This window comes from Streptomyces agglomeratus (assembly GCF_001746415.1).
Lineage (GTDB): Bacteria > Actinomycetota > Actinomycetes > Streptomycetales > Streptomycetaceae > Streptomyces > Streptomyces agglomeratus.
The window spans coordinates 3805028-3818574 of sequence record NZ_MEHJ01000001.1 but is presented as its reverse complement, the minus strand read 5'-3'; the positions used below and the strand labels follow the sequence as shown (position 1 = coordinate 3818574).

The window sequence follows — 13547 nt, the reverse complement described above, 5'->3', positions numbered from 1 at the left end:
GACGACCGCGCCCGCCCCGGCGCCTACCGTTGGGTACGTGACCGAAACCGAGAACCGCAGCCCTGAGCTGCGCCTGGCCATGGGGGCGCTGAGCGGCCTCCGCGAAGACCTCGTCGAGGGGACGCTGGCCTACCGCCCGCTGCCGCGGATGCGAACGGACGGTGCCTACCTCCGCAAGCTCCCGGCCCGCTTGAGGGAGTACGCGGCTTGGGCGCCCCACGCGGTGGTGCTCGGCTGCGCCCTGCTGACCGTGCTGGTGGCGACGACGGTGGGGGCGAGCGGCTGGTTCTCCGGGGCGACCCTGCTGCTGCTCGGCGGCGTGTCGGCCGTCCCGGTGGCCCTGACGCTGTTCCGGCCGGTCCTGGCGTGGTGGCTGTCGCTCGTGGCCACGCTGTTGTCCGCCGGCCTGGCGAGCGGCGGCTTCGGAGCCACGTACCCGTGGATCGAGAGCGCCTTTGTCGGACACCTCGTGGTGATGGTCGTGGTGGCGGCCAGGACCAGGCCGCGCACGGCCGGCTGGATGTGGGTCCTGACGCTGGTCTTCGGGCTCATGCTGTCCACCAACAACTACGGCGGGGCGGACGACACCGCGGCGATGGCCTTCCTGTCTCTCTTCGCGCTGCTCGTCGTCACCGTGCTGCACATCCGCCGGGAGGCGAAGGAGGAGGTGACCGTGCAGCGGACCGTCACCGCCGTCGAGCGCGACCGGCGCACGCTGCTGGAGGAGCGCACGACGATCGCCCGCGAGCTGCACGACGTGGTCGCGCACCACATGTCGGTGGTCGCGATCCAGGCGGAGGCCGCCCCGTACCGGGTGGAGAACCCACCGCCGGAGCTGGAGCAGGCGTTCGTGACGATCCGCGAGAACGCGGTGGCCGCGCTGACCGAGCTGCGGCGGGTCCTCGGCGTCGTACGGGCGGAGGACCACGAGGCCCCGGACGCGCCCCAGCCGACGCTGGCGGAACTGGACGGGCTGCTGTCGAACGTGCGGGACGCGGGCCTGACGGCGGACAAGACGGTGACCGGTTCGGTGCGCGACCTGCCGCAGGGCGTCGAGCTCTCGGCGTACCGGATCATCCAGGAGGCACTGAGCAACGCGCTGCGCCACGCGCCGGGTGCGACGGCGAAGGTGGAGGTGTCGTACGTGCTCGGCGGTCTGGGCCTGCGGATCGTGAACACCGCGCCGCAGGGCCTGGTCAAGCCGTCGCCGGGGGCGGGGCACGGCATCACGGGGATGCGGGAGCGGGTGTCGATGCTGAACGGCGAGATGACGGCCGAGGCGACGGAGGACGGCGGTTACGAGGTGTCCGCGTTCATACCTGTGGCGCCCGCCGCGCCCGTGGTGGCACCGGAGCCGGCCGCGTGAGCGCCGGGAACATCCGCGTCCTGATCGTCGACGACCAGATCATGGTCCGCGAGGGTTTCACGGTCCTGCTGAACGCGATGCCGGAGATCGAGGTCGTCGGCGAGGCGGTCAACGGGCGCGAGGCGATCGCGCAGGTCGCGGCGCTGCGGCCGGACGTCGTACTGATGGACATCCGCATGCCGGAGCTGAACGGAATCGAGGCGACGCGCGAGATCGTCGCCGCCGACGCGGACGCGAAGGTGCTGGTCCTGACGACGTTCGACCTGGACGAGTACGTGTACCAGGCGCTGCGGGCCGGTGCCTCGGGCTTCCTGCTGAAGGACGCCTCGGCGCGGCAGCTCGCGGACGGCGTCCGGGTGGTGGCGTCCGGGGAGGCGCTGCTGGCCCCGACCGTCACCAAGCGCCTGATCTCGGAGTTCTCCAAGCTGTCCGAGGCCCCCCGGCCGCCCGCCCTCGCACAGATCGGGGACCTGACGGAGCGCGAGACGGAGGTGCTGGTGCTGATCGCCCAGGGACTGTCGAACGCGGAGATCGCCGCGCACCTGGTGGTGGCCGAGTCCACGATCAAGACGCATGTGAGCCGGGTGCTGGTGAAGCTGGGTCTGCGCGACCGCACACAGGCGGCGGTGTTCGCGTACGAGGCGCGGCTGGTGACACCGGGGTAGCGGGACCGGAGGCGGAGGAACGCGGGAAGCACCCGCGCCGACGCCTCCCCGTGGCGCTAACGTCTCCCCATGGCAGAGACGTTCGATCCCTGGTCGCCCTCCTTCGTGGCCGACCCGTACCCCGCCTACGCCGAGCTGCGCGCCCGTGGCCGCGCCCACTGGTACGAGCCCACGCGGCAGTGGCTGATCCCGCACCACGCCGATGTTTCCGCCCTGCTGCGCGACCGCCGCCTCGGCCGTACGTACCTGCACCGCTTCACGCACGAGGAGTTCGGCCGTACGCCGCCGCCCCCCGGGCACGAACCGTTCCACGTCCTCAACGACAGCGGGATGCTGGACCTCGAAGCCCCGGACCACACGCGCATCCGGCGGCTGGTCTCCAAGGCGTTCACCCGCGTACGGTCGAACAGCTCGCGCCGACGGTGCGACGGCTGGCGGCGGAGCTGGTGGAGGCGTTCGTCGCGCGGGGCGGCGGGGATCTGCTGTCCGAGGTCGCCGAACCGCTCCCGGTCGCCGTCATCGCGGAGATGCTCGGCATCCCGGAAGCGGACCGCGGACTGCTGCGGCCCTGGTCGGCCGACATCTGCGGGATGTACGAGCTGAATCCGCCGGAGGAGACGGCGCGGCGCGCGGTCCGGGCCTCGGTCGAGTTCTCCGCGTACCTGCGGGAGTTGATCGCCGTACGCCGCAAGGACCCGGCCCGCGACCTGATCTCCGCGCTGATCGCCGCGCACGAGGAGGGCGGCGACCGGCTCAGCGAGCAGGAGATGGTCTCCACGTGCGTGCTGCTGCTGAACGCCGGGCACGAGGCGACGGTGAACACGACGGCCAACGGCTGGTGCACGCTGCTGCGCCACCCGGAGCAGCTGGCGGCGCTGCGGGCCGATCACGGTCTTCTCCCCACGGCCGTGGAGGAGTTGATGCGGTACGACACTCCGCTCCAGCTCTTCGAACGGTGGGTGCTCGACGACATCGAGGTCGGCGGGGTGGTCGTCCCGCGCGGCTCGGAGGTGGCGCTGCTGTTCGGCTCCGCGAACCGTGACCCGGCGGTGTTCGGCCGTCCCGAGACGCTGAATCTGGCCCGCGCCGAAAATCCGCACGTCTCGTTCGGCGCGGGCATCCACTACTGCCTGGGCGCGCCGCTGGCCCGCCTCGAACTGGCGGCTTCGTTCGGCGAGCTGCTCCGCCGCGCGCCCGCGATGCGCCTCGTCGCGGAGCCGCGCTGGCGCCCGGGCTTCGTCATCCGGGGTCTCGGGGAGCTGCTGGTGGAGGTCTGAGACGGCGCGGCGCCCGGACCTCGCTCGGGTCCGGGCGTCGCGCGGTGCTTCGTGTCCCGCCTCCCGCGGGTTACTTCGTCTCCAGGTCCCGGCGGCGGAAGCCCTCCAGGCCCAGCCACACCAGCCCGGCCGCTACCAGGGTGAGGACCGCCATCGGCGTCCATTCCATCTCGGCCGCCGGCAGCTGCGGCACGTGACCGAAGGGCGAGACGAGGTTCAGCCAGTCCGGGAACTGGAGCAGCTCGCCCAGGTACCCCACGACGAACCCGTACACCGGCACGATCCACGCCGCCGCACTCGCGCGCGGGAACCAGCCGAAGAGCACGACCGCGATCCCGGCGGTGACCCACAGGGCCGGCGCGTAGGCGAGCGCCGCGCCCACCAGTTTGAGGAACAGGGAGCCGTCGGACGCCGAGGCCGCGCCGGCGAGGCCCAGTCCGATCCCGGACAGGAGCAGCACCGCCGTGCCGCCCGTCATGGCCACGACCAGGTGGCTGCCGACCCAGCTCCGGCGGGACAGACCGGTCGCCAGCAGCGGCTCCGCGCGGCCCGCGTTCTCCTCCGCCCGGGGCCGCAGCGACGCCATCACGACGTACACGCCGGCGACGAGCGCGATGATCACCATGATCATCGAGGCGAAGGACTCGGCCATCGAGGCGCCGCCGATCTCCTCCAGGGCCTCCTGGATCGGGTCGATGTTCTTGAGCGTCTCCTCGGCGTTGCCGAGGATCGACCCGTACATCGCGCTCATGAGGAACAGGCCGATGGCGAAGCCGGCCAGCGTGGAGCGGTGCAGCCGCAGCGCGAAGCCGAACGGCCGGCTGAGGGACTCGGACGCCTCCGGACTGCCGAGCCGTGCGGCGCGCAGGCCCGCGCCCACGTCCCGTCGGGTGGAGAGTACGAACCCCGCGGCCGCGCAGGCGACGGCGAGCGCCAGGCAGAGCAGAAGCGGCCACCAGCGGTTGTCGACGTAGACGTACGTGCGCTGCGCCCAGCCGATCGGCGACAGCCACGACAGCGCGCCGCTGCTGCTCGGGTCACCGGCGGCGCGCAGGACGTACGCGACGCCCAGGGCGGCGAGGGCCATGCCGGAGGCTCCGCGGCTGTGCGCGGTGAACTGCACGGTGATCATGGCGACGGCGGCGAAGACGATGCCCACGGCCGCGTGCGCGAAGCCGTACAGCAGCGAGCCGCTCGTGTCGATGCCATCGGTCCCGCGCCGGCCAGGCCGAAGGCCATGAGCAGGGCCAGTACGAGGTTGACGATCACCGCCACCGTCAGTGCGGCGGTCAGCTGCGCGTGGCGTCCGACGACGGTGGAGCGCACCAGCTCGGCGCGGCCCGTCTCCTCCTCGGTGCGGGTGTGCCGGGTGATGATCAGTACGCTCATCAGCGCGACCATCACGGCCGTGAAGCCGAGCATCTGGTGGCCCAGGATCGCGCCGACGTTGTAGTCGGACACGTAGTGGGGCGGGCCGGACATGGCGAGGCCGCCCGGGCTGTCCATGGTCTTGATCAGGGAGGCGCGGTCGGCCGGGTCCGAGTACAGCGTCTTGTAATTGTTGGCTGTGCCGAGCGTTCCCAGTAAGAGGGCGACGATCCACACGGGGAGCCGCACCCGGTCCCGGCGCAGGTTGAATCGGATCAGTGTGCCCGTTCCGGCCAGCGCGTTGCCTCCGGCGACGGAGCCCGTGGGTGCGGGCGTCCTGGTGGCGGTGGCGGTGGTCATCGGACCTCACCGTCGGCCCCGTAGTGACGCAGCATGAGCTCTTCGAGGGTGGGCGGGTGGCTCACCAGGCTGCGGATGCCGAACTCGGTCAGCTTGCGCACGGCGCCGTCGAGCTGGGCGCCGTCCACCGCGAACCGCACCCGGCCGCTGTCGGTCCGCACATCGTGCACGCCGGGCAGTGCGTCGATCCCGGTGGCCGGCCGCTCGGTCTCCGCCTCGATCGTCGTGCGGGTCAGGTGCCGCATCTCGCTGAGCGTGCCGGACTGCACGGTCCGGCCCTGGCGGATGATGCTGACGCGGTCGCAGAGCTTTTCCACCTGGGCGAGGATGTGGCTGGAGAGCAGCACGGTCTTGCCCGCGGCCTTCGCCTCGGAGATGACGTCCTGGAAGACGACCTCCATGAGCGGGTCGAGGCCGGCGGTCGGCTCGTCGAGCAGCAGCAGCTCCGCGTCGGAGGCGAGCGCGGCGACGATGGCGACCTTCTGCCGGTTGCCCTTGGAGTAGGCCCGGCCCTTCTTGGTCGGGTCCAGGTCGAAGCGTTCGACGAGGTCGTCCCTGCGCTTCTTGTCGAGGCCCCCGCGCAGCCGCGAGAGCAGGTCGATGGACTCGCCGCCGGTGAGGGTGGGCCACAGTTCGACATCGCCGGGGACGTAGGCGAGGCGCCGGTGCAGCTCGACGGCGTCGTTCCACGGGTTCTGGCCGAGCAGCCGGACGGCGCCGGAGTCGGCGCGCAGCAGGCCCAGGAGGATCCGGATGGTGGTGGACTTCCCCGCGCCGTTGGGGCCCAGGAAGCCGTGCACCTCGCCGGTCTCGACGTCGAGGTCGAGGCCGTCCAGTGCGTGCGTCTGGCCGAACGACTTGTGCAGTCCGGCCACGGTGATTGCCTTCGTCATGGTTTAGAACGTACGTTAATTTCACAAAGTTGTGAAGTTCACAAAGTGGATAAACTCGGGGGTACGGTCGACCAGAGGAGGCGATGAGCCGATGAGCAGCGAGAACACGTCCGCGACGGACCTGGAGGTGGCGGGTCCGGACGAAGAGGCGGTGTCGCGGTTCGTGGAGCGGTTCGCGTCGGAAATGACCGAGGCGGGCATGCAGCGCATGGCGTCCCGCGTCTTCGCGGCGCTGCTCGCGTCGCCGAACGCCAGCATGACCTCGGCGGAGCTCGCCGAGCAGCTCCGGATCAGCCCGGCCGCGGTCTCGGGCGCCGTCCGGTACCTCACTCAGGCCAACATGGTCAGCAGGCAGCGGGACCCCGGCACCCGGCGCGACCGTTATGTCCTGCACAACGAGCTCTGGTACGAGACCTTCACCCGCCGCGACCAGGTCCTCAGCCGCTGGGAGAAGGTTCTGCGGGACGGCGCGCAGATGCTGGGCCCATTCACGCCGGCGGGCGCTCGGGCGGCCGAGACGGCGGAGTTCTTCGAGTTCCTCCAGAAGGAACTGCTGCAACTGCTGGAGCGCTGGAAGGAGCACCGGGGCACCCCGCAGGACCGCTCCTGAACGCCCGGCCGCGAGCCGCGACCGTCAGCCGTCAGCCAGCCGTCAGCCAGCCGTCAGGCCGGCAGCGTCAGCGACCACGCCCCCGGCCGCACCGTCCAGGTCCTCGTCCGGACCGGGCCCGCCACCAGCGCGTCCGCCCGGTACCGGAAGTCCGGGCCGGAGACCGTCACGGCCAGCGCCTCCACCCGCACGTGCTCGCCGCCCCGGGGCCGGATCACCACCTCGGCGCGCCCGGCGCGCGAGCACACCGACACGTCCTCCACCGGCCGGTCCAGGTCGTTCAGCAGCACCCCGTCCGCCTCGACGCGCAGCCGGTACGTACGGACCGGGTGCGGGGCGGAAGGCGGCGCCGGCCGCACCAGCGTCCGTACCAGCGAACGGCACGTACCCCACAGGGACGCGGCGGCGGCCTTCGGGGACGGGGCGGCCGGGATGCGCAGGTCGCCCAGCACCACCCCGTCACTGTCGTCCACCAGCAGGTCCAGCCGCCGTGCCCTGCCCTCCAGGACCGCGCGTGCCGCCGCCACCGCCCCTATGGGCACGCCCAGCGCCTGCGCGATGTCCACGGACGCCCCCACCGGGATCAGCGCCAGCGCACCCGCGCCCAGCTCCCTCTCCCGGTGCAGCAGGGCCACCGCGCGCAGCAGCGCCCGGTCGTCGCCGACGACCACGGGGCGGCGGCTGCCCCGGCGGGCCAGGGCCCGCGCGAACTCCTCGGGCCCCTCCGGGAGGCAGACCCTGACGTTGGCGCCGGCGCACAGCACGTCCTTGGCGATGCGTACGGACTCGCCGTCCGAACGGCGGGCGACCGGGTCGATGACCACCAGCAACGGGTGCGCGGTGTTCACGGCGGGCTCTGGAGCCGACACCTCGGTCCTTCCTCGGGTAGCATCTTTGTGCAAGAGCCCCTTGCGCTATTGCGCCAGGGGCTTCGTCTATTCCGGGGCAACCGGTCCGACGGCTCAGTATCGGGTGTACGCCCTACGTACGCCCCCTGACCTTGGACATGCCCCGCCCGGAAGGGGTGTACGCCTGTGCCCGCACTTGTGCTGCTCGGTGCTCAGTGGGGTGACGAAGGCAAGGGAAAGGCCACCGACCTGCTCGGTGGATCCGTTGATTATGTAGTGCGCTATCAGGGCGGCAACAACGCCGGCCACACGGTTGTCGTCGGCGACCAGAAGTACGCGCTGCATCTTCTCCCTTCCGGAATCCTCACGCCAGAGTGCACGCCGGTCATCGGTAACGGCGTCGTCATCGACCCGTCGGTCCTGCTCTCCGAGCTGAGCGGTCTGAACGAGCGAGGCGTCGACACGTCCAAGCTCCTGATCAGCGGCAACGCCCACGTCATCACGACGTACAACGTCACGGTCGACAAGGTGACGGAGCGCTTCCTCGGCAAGCGCAAGATCGGCACCACGGGCCGCGGTATCGGCCCGACGTACGCGGACAAGATCAACCGCACCGGCATCCGCGTGCAGGACCTCTACGACGAGTCGATCCTGACTCAAAAGGTCGAGGCGGCTCTGGAGATCAAGAACCAGCTGCTCACGAAGCTGTACAACCGCCGCGCGATCGAGGCCGGGCAGATCGTCGAAGAGCTGCTGACGCACGGCGAGAACATCAAGCAGTACGTCGCCGACACGACGCTGATCCTGAACAACGCGCTCGACGAGGACAAGGTCGTCCTGTTCGAGGGCGGCCAGGGCACGCTGCTCGACGTCGACCACGGCACGTACCCCTTCGTCACGTCGTCGAACCCGACCGCCGGCGGTGCCTGCACCGGCACGGGCGTGGGGCCGACGAAGATCAGCCGGGTCATCGGCATTCTCAAGGCGTACACCACCCGCGTCGGCGCCGGTCCGTTCCCGACGGAGCTATTCGACGAGGACGGCGAGGCGCTGCGCCGCATCGGCGGCGAGCGCGGTGTCACCACCGGCCGCGACCGTCGCTGCGGCTGGTTCGACGCGCCGATCGCGCGGTACGCGACGCGGGTCAACGGTCTGACGGACTTCTTCCTCACGAAGCTGGACGTGCTGACCGGCTGGGAGGAGATCCCGGTGTGCGTGGCGTACGAGATCGACGGCAAGCGCGTCGAGGAGCTCCCGTACAGCCAGACCGACTTCCACCACGCGAAGCCGATCTACGAGACGCTTCCGGGCTGGTCCGAGGACATCACCAAGGCGAAGACCTTCGACGACCTTCCGAAGAACGCGAAGGCGTACGTGAAGGCGCTGGAGGAGATGTCGGGCGCGCCGATCTCGGCGATCGGTGTCGGCCCCGGCCGGACCGAGACGATCGAGATCAACTCGTTCATCTAGCGGTTGCCGCTCCTGCGGCAGAAGGGCCGTGGCGTGTTCGCACGCCACGGCCCTTCGCGCTGTCCGGGACGACGCCGGAGCCGCTGCGGCCGGCAGGCACCGCTCCGGCCCCGTCACCCCGACTTCGTGTACGTGAGGGACTCGCCCGTGGCCGGGTTCACCCGGCGCAGGCGGCCGTCGGGGAGCAGGGTCACCTCGGTGGCCGCGCCCGGGGAGCAGGAACTCATCGGCTCCCCGACCGTCACCCGGGACGGGCCGATCCTGAGCGGGCCGTCGCCGGTGGGGGCGGCGGACAGGTCCGCCTGGAAGACGCAGTGGTACGTGCCGCCGCCCTGGGTGGGGCCGTCGGCCGTGAGGGACAGGACGGTGTCGCCGGCGTCTCCCTGCTGGATGACCAGGCTGCGCGTGCTGCGGCCCGCGTCGCTGTCGAGGCTGCCGCTCCAGGTGCCGAGGTAGCCGGTGGGTACGGCGCCGCCGCCCGGGGTGGCGCTCGGGGCCGGGGTGGCGGGGGAAGCGGTACCGGTCGCCGGGGTCTGCTTGGCCGGCTGCCGGGCGGGCGGTGTGGTGGTCTTCTTCGTGTGGTCGCCCGTCGCGTTCATGAAGGCGTACACCGCGCCGCCCGCGCCCAGGGCGACGATCAGCGCCACGGCGATCAGCGCGGCGGTCGAACGGCCGCTGCGGGGCGGCGGCTCGGCGAGCGGGGGCTGGTAGGCGTACTGGGTGGCCGGGTAGCCGTAGCCGCCGGGGGGCGTGTGCGGCTGTGACGGCTGCGGCGGGACGTACGGGATGTACGGGGCGGACGGGGCGGACGGCGACACCAGCGTCGGCGTCGCGTACGGAGCGGGGGCAGGTGCCGCTGGGCCGGGGGCTGCGGGGCCGGGTGCCGCCGGGCCGCTGCCGCGCCGCGGCGTCTGCTCGGTCGCCGGGTCTCCGGGGTGGTGAGTCGTTGTGGCGGGTTGCGTTCCACGCCCTGCGGGGAGTGCCACGGCGCCGCCGCTCCCGGCGCCCTGGTCCGCGGGGCCGGGGGTCTCGGGCGGCCCGGACACCTCCGCCTCCGGGTTCTCGACCTCCAGGAGTTCCACGGCGTGGCGCCCGAGCCGGGCCACCAGGGCGGCCGGGAGCCAGGGATCGCCGCCGTCGCCGGACCGGGTGCGCGCCAGTACGTCGTCGAGGGCGGGGCGCGCCGCCGGGTCCTTGTGCAGGCAGGAGCGGATCAGGTCCTGGAGGCCCTCCGGGGTCCCGTCCAGCCGCGGCGGTTCGGTGGCGATGCGGTACATCAGCGCGTGGATCCCGCTGTCGGCCGTGCCGAAGGGGAGGCGGCCCGTCGCGGCGTACGCCAGTACCGAACCCAGACAGAAGATGTCGCACGCCGGTGTGATCCGCTCGCCCCGGACCTGTTCCGGCGCCATGAAGCCGGGGGAGCCGACCAGGGCGCCGGTCCTCGTCAGGGCGGCCGCGTCCGTGACCGTCTCCAGGGCGCGCGCGATGCCGAAGTCGATGACGCGCGGGCCGTCGATGGTGATCAGGATGTTGGACGGTTTCAGGTCGCGGTGGATGAGGCCCGCCGCGTGGATGTCGCGCAGCGCGTGCGCGAGGCCCGCCCCCAGGATGTGGACGGAGCGTTCCGGCAGCGGGCCGTGGCCGCTGGAGACGCCGGAGATCACGGAGTGGAGGTCCGGGCCCGCGACATAACCCGTGGCCACCCACGGGACCGTCGCTTCCGTGTCGGCGTCCAGCACCGGCGCCGTCCACTGGCCGCCTACCCGCCGCGCCGCCGCCACTTCCTGGCGGAAGCGGGCGCGGAACTCCTCCTGCTCGGCGAGTTCCTCGCGCACCAGCTTGACGGCGACGGTACGGCCACGGCCGGAGCGGGCCAGATAGACGTGCCCCATCCCGCCCGCGCCGAGCCGGGCCAGCAGCCGGTAGGCGCCGATCCGTTGCGGGTCGCTCGGTCCCAGTTTGTCCATGGCAGCGCCACCCCTCCCCCGGGACGTCCCCCAGTGGCCCGAGGATAATGCGCCGGTACGACAACGACGGGCCTGGGCGCCCTACGGTTCCGCGACCCGCTCCAGCGCTTCGGAGAGCCGCTCCAGCACCCGTACGGTCTCGGCGAATCCCTCTTCGCCCAGCTCTGTCCGCAGCCGGGCGGCCAGCGCCGCGTGACCCGGCTCGATCTTCCGTACGGCGTCCCGTCCCGCCTGGGTGGGGCGCAGGAGTTTCGCCCTGCGGTGGGCCGGGTTCGGGGCATACTCCGCCAGTCCCTTCGTCACGAGCAGGTCGGCGATGCGCTGCACGCTCTGGCGGGTGATCCCCATGGTGCGGGCGATTCCGGCGACCGGCAGGGGCTCGCGCAGGACGGCGCCGACGACCTGCCACCAGGCGGCCGTCAGCCCCGCCGGGCGGGCCAGTTCCTCGGAGACGGCGAGGAACTGGCCGTTGAGGCGGAAGGTGCCGAGCGCGGTACGGCTCAGCAGCTCCTGCTCACGGGTGCCGCTCACGACTCCAGCACCTCGTAGGCGGCCGGGTCCGAGTCGTGGAACAGCCGGTACCAGGCGTCGAGCTTCTCGCCCTCGTACACACCGAGGCGGGCGAAGACCTCGCGGGCGAGCGCGACGGGTTCGGTCGGGCCGGCCGTGATCAGAAGGCCGTCGTCGTCTGTGACGGCGTCCTCGTCGCGGTAGTGCTCGCCGCCCTTGTACCCGGTGGCGGCGAGGTAGAAGGAGACGGCGCTGGTGTGTGCGCGGTCGTCGAGCAGTCCCTCGCGGGCCAGACCGGCCGTCGCGCCGCAGATGGCCGCGACCGGCACGCCCGCGTCGAGGAACGCGCGCGCCTTGCGGGCGAAGGGCGCCAGGTCGTCCGAGGTGTCCCAGAGGGAGGCGCCGGTGAGGATGAGCAGCGCGCTGTCCCGCGGCCGTACGTTGTCCAGGGTGAGGTCCGGCTGGATGCGTACGCCGCCCATGGTCGTGACGGGTGCGCCGGTCGCGGCGACGGTCCTGACGGTGTAGCCGTTCTGGGCGAGGAAGGCGGTGGTGTGGCCCGTCTCCCAGTCGGCATAGGTGTCGTAAACGGCGAGGTGCACGGTCTTGCCTGCCATGACGCTCTCCTCGGGTCGAAGCCTTATGGCAGAATGCTGTCATCATGACAGCTTGTTGTCAATGTCCTCGCAGTGCCATCGACACCCTGCCCACCAAAGTGGCGCAGGCCATACAAGGTGGCCATGTCGGCTCCCACCAGCGCGTCCCTACCCTGGGGCCATGACCCCTCATGTCGACTCCCGGGCCGGCGCGGCCGTGAAGGCCGCAGACCGCGCGCACGTGTTCCACTCCTGGTCCGCCCAGGGCCTGATCGACCCGCTCGCCGTCGCCGGCGCCGAGGGCTCGTACTTCTGGGACTACGAGGGCAACCGCTACCTCGACTTCACCAGCGGCCTCGTCTTCACCAACATCGGCTACCAGCACCCGAAGGTCGTCGCGGCGATCCAGGAGCAGGCCGCGAAGCTCTCCACCTTCGCGCCCGCCTTCGCCGTCGAGCCGCGCTCCGAGGCCGCACGCCTCATAGCCGAGCGCACCCCTGGCGACCTCGACAAGATCTTCTTCACCAACGGCGGCGCCGAGGCTATCGAGAACGCCGTCCGCATGGCCCGTCTGCACACGGGCCGCCACAAGGTGCTGGCCGCGTACCGCTCGTACCACGGAGGCACCACCACCGCGATCAACCTGACCGGCGACCCGCGCCGCTGGGCCTCCGACAACGGCACCTCGGGCACCGTCCACTTCTGGGCGCCGTTCCTCTACCGCTCGGCCTTCTACGCCGAGAACGAGGCCGAGGAGTGCGCCCGCGCGCTCCAGCACCTTGAGGACACCATCGCCTTCGAGGGGCCGGCCGCGATCGCCGCGATCGTGCTGGAGACCATCCCCGGCACGGCGGGCATCATGACGCCGCCCGCCGGCTACCTCGCCGGGGTGCGCGAGATCTGCGACCGGTACGGCATCGTCTTCGTCCTCGACGAGGTCATGGCGGGCTTCGGCCGTACGGGCAAGTGGTTCGCCGCCGAGCACTTCGACGTCGTACCGGACCTGATGACCTTCGCGAAGGGCGTCAATTCCGGTTACGTGCCGCTGGGCGGCGTCGCGATCTCCGGCGCGATCGCCGAGACCTTCGACAAGCGCCCCTACCCGGGCGGTCTCACGTACTCGGGCCACCCGCTGGCGTGCGCCGCCGCCGTCGCCACCATCCAGGTGATGGAGGAGGAGCGCGTCGTCGAGAACGCGGCGCTGATCGGCGAGACGGTGATCGCCCCCGGTCTGCGCGAGCTGGCGGAGCGACACCCGAGCATCGGCGAGATCCGCGGCACGGGCATGTTCTGGGCCCTGGACCTGGTCAAGGACCGCGAGACGCGCGAGCCGCTCGTCCCGTACAACGCCTCGGGCGCGGACAACGCCCCGATGGCGGCGTTCGGAGCGGCCTGCAAGAAGAACGGACTGTGGCCCTTCATCAACATGAACCGCACGCACGTCGTCCCGCCGTGCAACGTCACCGAGGCGGAGGCGAAGGAGGGCCTGGCCGCCCTCGACATCGCCCTGTCGGCGGCGGACGAGCACACCACCGCGGCCTGACGGCATCAGTGGCCGCGCGGGCGGGGACGACCTCCCCGTCCCGCCCGCGCGGGATCCTTCGGAAGGTTTCCGGC

The 13547-nt window shown here is 71.7% G+C and carries 10 protein-coding genes and 2 pseudogenes; 6 read left to right on the top strand and 6 right to left on the bottom strand.

The features are described 5' to 3' along the window. The first annotated feature begins 79 nt into the window (after positions 1–79). From AS594_RS16485 to AS594_RS16475, 3 genes and pseudogenes are all read left to right on the top strand, one after another. On the top strand, positions 80–1366 hold the full coding sequence (locus tag AS594_RS16485; RefSeq protein WP_420877898.1) for a sensor histidine kinase: 1287 nt from the start codon (positions 80–82) through the stop codon (positions 1364–1366). Beyond that, positions 1363–2031 (top strand): response regulator, encoded by a 669-nt coding sequence (locus AS594_RS16480; RefSeq protein WP_069932767.1) that lies wholly within the window; start codon positions 1363–1365, stop codon positions 2029–2031. Before AS594_RS16485 ends, AS594_RS16480 begins: the two co-directional genes overlap by 4 nt. 69 nt (positions 2032–2100) lie before the next feature. Beyond that, positions 2101–3308, top strand: a pseudogene (locus AS594_RS16475) (cytochrome P450). A gap of 70 nt (positions 3309–3378) precedes the next feature. On the opposite strand, the pseudogene AS594_RS16470 reads toward AS594_RS16475, so the two are convergent. Beyond that, a pseudogene (locus AS594_RS16470) lies at positions 3379–5036 on the bottom strand (ABC transporter permease). Further along, a complete protein-coding gene (locus tag AS594_RS16465) occupies positions 5033–5929 on the bottom strand; it encodes an ABC transporter ATP-binding protein (RefSeq protein ID WP_069927766.1) in 897 nt (298 codons plus the stop codon). Before AS594_RS16465 ends, AS594_RS16470 begins: the two are co-directional and overlap by 4 nt. A 91-nt stretch (positions 5930–6020) precedes the next feature. Here AS594_RS16465 and AS594_RS16460 point away from each other — a divergent pair, with 91 nt between their 5' ends. After that, positions 6021–6539, top strand: a complete 519-nt coding sequence (locus AS594_RS16460; protein WP_069927765.1) for a GbsR/MarR family transcriptional regulator — start codon at positions 6021–6023, stop codon at positions 6537–6539. A 53-nt stretch (positions 6540–6592) separates the two neighbouring features. On the opposite strand, the gene AS594_RS16455 is transcribed toward AS594_RS16460, so the two are convergent. Next, the gene (locus AS594_RS16455; protein WP_069927764.1) at positions 6593–7408 is read right to left on the bottom strand and encodes a diacylglycerol kinase family protein; all 816 of its coding nucleotides are present in this window, start codon (positions 7406–7408) and stop codon (positions 6593–6595) included. 165 nt (positions 7409–7573) lie between these two features. On the opposite strand from AS594_RS16455, the gene AS594_RS16450 reads away from it, so the two are divergent. Further along, the gene (locus tag AS594_RS16450) at positions 7574–8857 is read left to right on the top strand and encodes an adenylosuccinate synthase (RefSeq protein ID WP_069927763.1); all 1284 of its coding nucleotides are present in this window, start codon (positions 7574–7576) and stop codon (positions 8855–8857) included. A 113-nt stretch (positions 8858–8970) separates the two neighbouring features. On the opposite strand, the gene AS594_RS16445 is transcribed toward AS594_RS16450, so the two are convergent. The 3 genes from AS594_RS16445 to AS594_RS16435 all read right to left on the bottom strand — a co-directional run bounded on the left by AS594_RS16445 (position 8971) and on the right by AS594_RS16435 (position 11951). Next, the gene (locus AS594_RS16445; protein WP_069932770.1) at positions 8971–10824 is read right to left on the bottom strand and encodes a serine/threonine-protein kinase; all 1854 of its coding nucleotides are present in this window, start codon (positions 10822–10824) and stop codon (positions 8971–8973) included. A gap of 81 nt (positions 10825–10905) precedes the next feature. After that, positions 10906–11355, bottom strand: coding sequence for a MarR family winged helix-turn-helix transcriptional regulator (locus AS594_RS16440; RefSeq protein WP_069927761.1), 450 nt, complete (start codon positions 11353–11355; stop codon positions 10906–10908). Then, positions 11352–11951: a DJ-1/PfpI family protein gene (locus tag AS594_RS16435; protein ID WP_069932771.1), complete on the bottom strand. Its 600-nt coding sequence runs from the start codon at positions 11949–11951 to the stop codon at positions 11352–11354. Before AS594_RS16435 ends, AS594_RS16440 begins: the two co-directional genes overlap by 4 nt. 160 nt (positions 11952–12111) lie before the next feature. On the opposite strand from AS594_RS16435, the gene AS594_RS16430 reads away from it, so the two are divergent. Beyond that, positions 12112–13473: an aspartate aminotransferase family protein gene (locus AS594_RS16430; RefSeq protein ID WP_069932772.1), complete on the top strand. Its 1362-nt coding sequence runs from the start codon at positions 12112–12114 to the stop codon at positions 13471–13473. Positions 13474–13547: the final 74 nt, after the last annotated feature.

Bases quoted from the DNA above. Each gene is read 5' to 3' on its own strand.
- AS594_RS16485 (WP_420877898.1), top strand. From the start codon at position 80: ATGGGGGCGCTGAGCGGCCTCCGCGAAGACCTCGTCGAGGGGACGCTG.
- AS594_RS16465 (WP_069927766.1), bottom strand. From the start codon at position 5,929: ATGACGAAGGCAATCACCGTGGCCGGACTGCACAAGTCGTTCGGCCAG.
- AS594_RS16460 (WP_069927765.1), top strand. From the start codon at position 6,021: ATGAGCAGCGAGAACACGTCCGCGACGGACCTGGAGGTGGCGGGTCCG.
- AS594_RS16445 (WP_069932770.1), bottom strand. From the start codon at position 10,824: ATGGACAAACTGGGACCGAGCGACCCGCAACGGATCGGCGCCTACCGG.
- AS594_RS16435 (WP_069932771.1), bottom strand. From the start codon at position 11,951: ATGGCAGGCAAGACCGTGCACCTCGCCGTTTACGACACCTATGCCGAC.
- AS594_RS16430 (WP_069932772.1), top strand. From the start codon at position 12,112: ATGACCCCTCATGTCGACTCCCGGGCCGGCGCGGCCGTGAAGGCCGCA.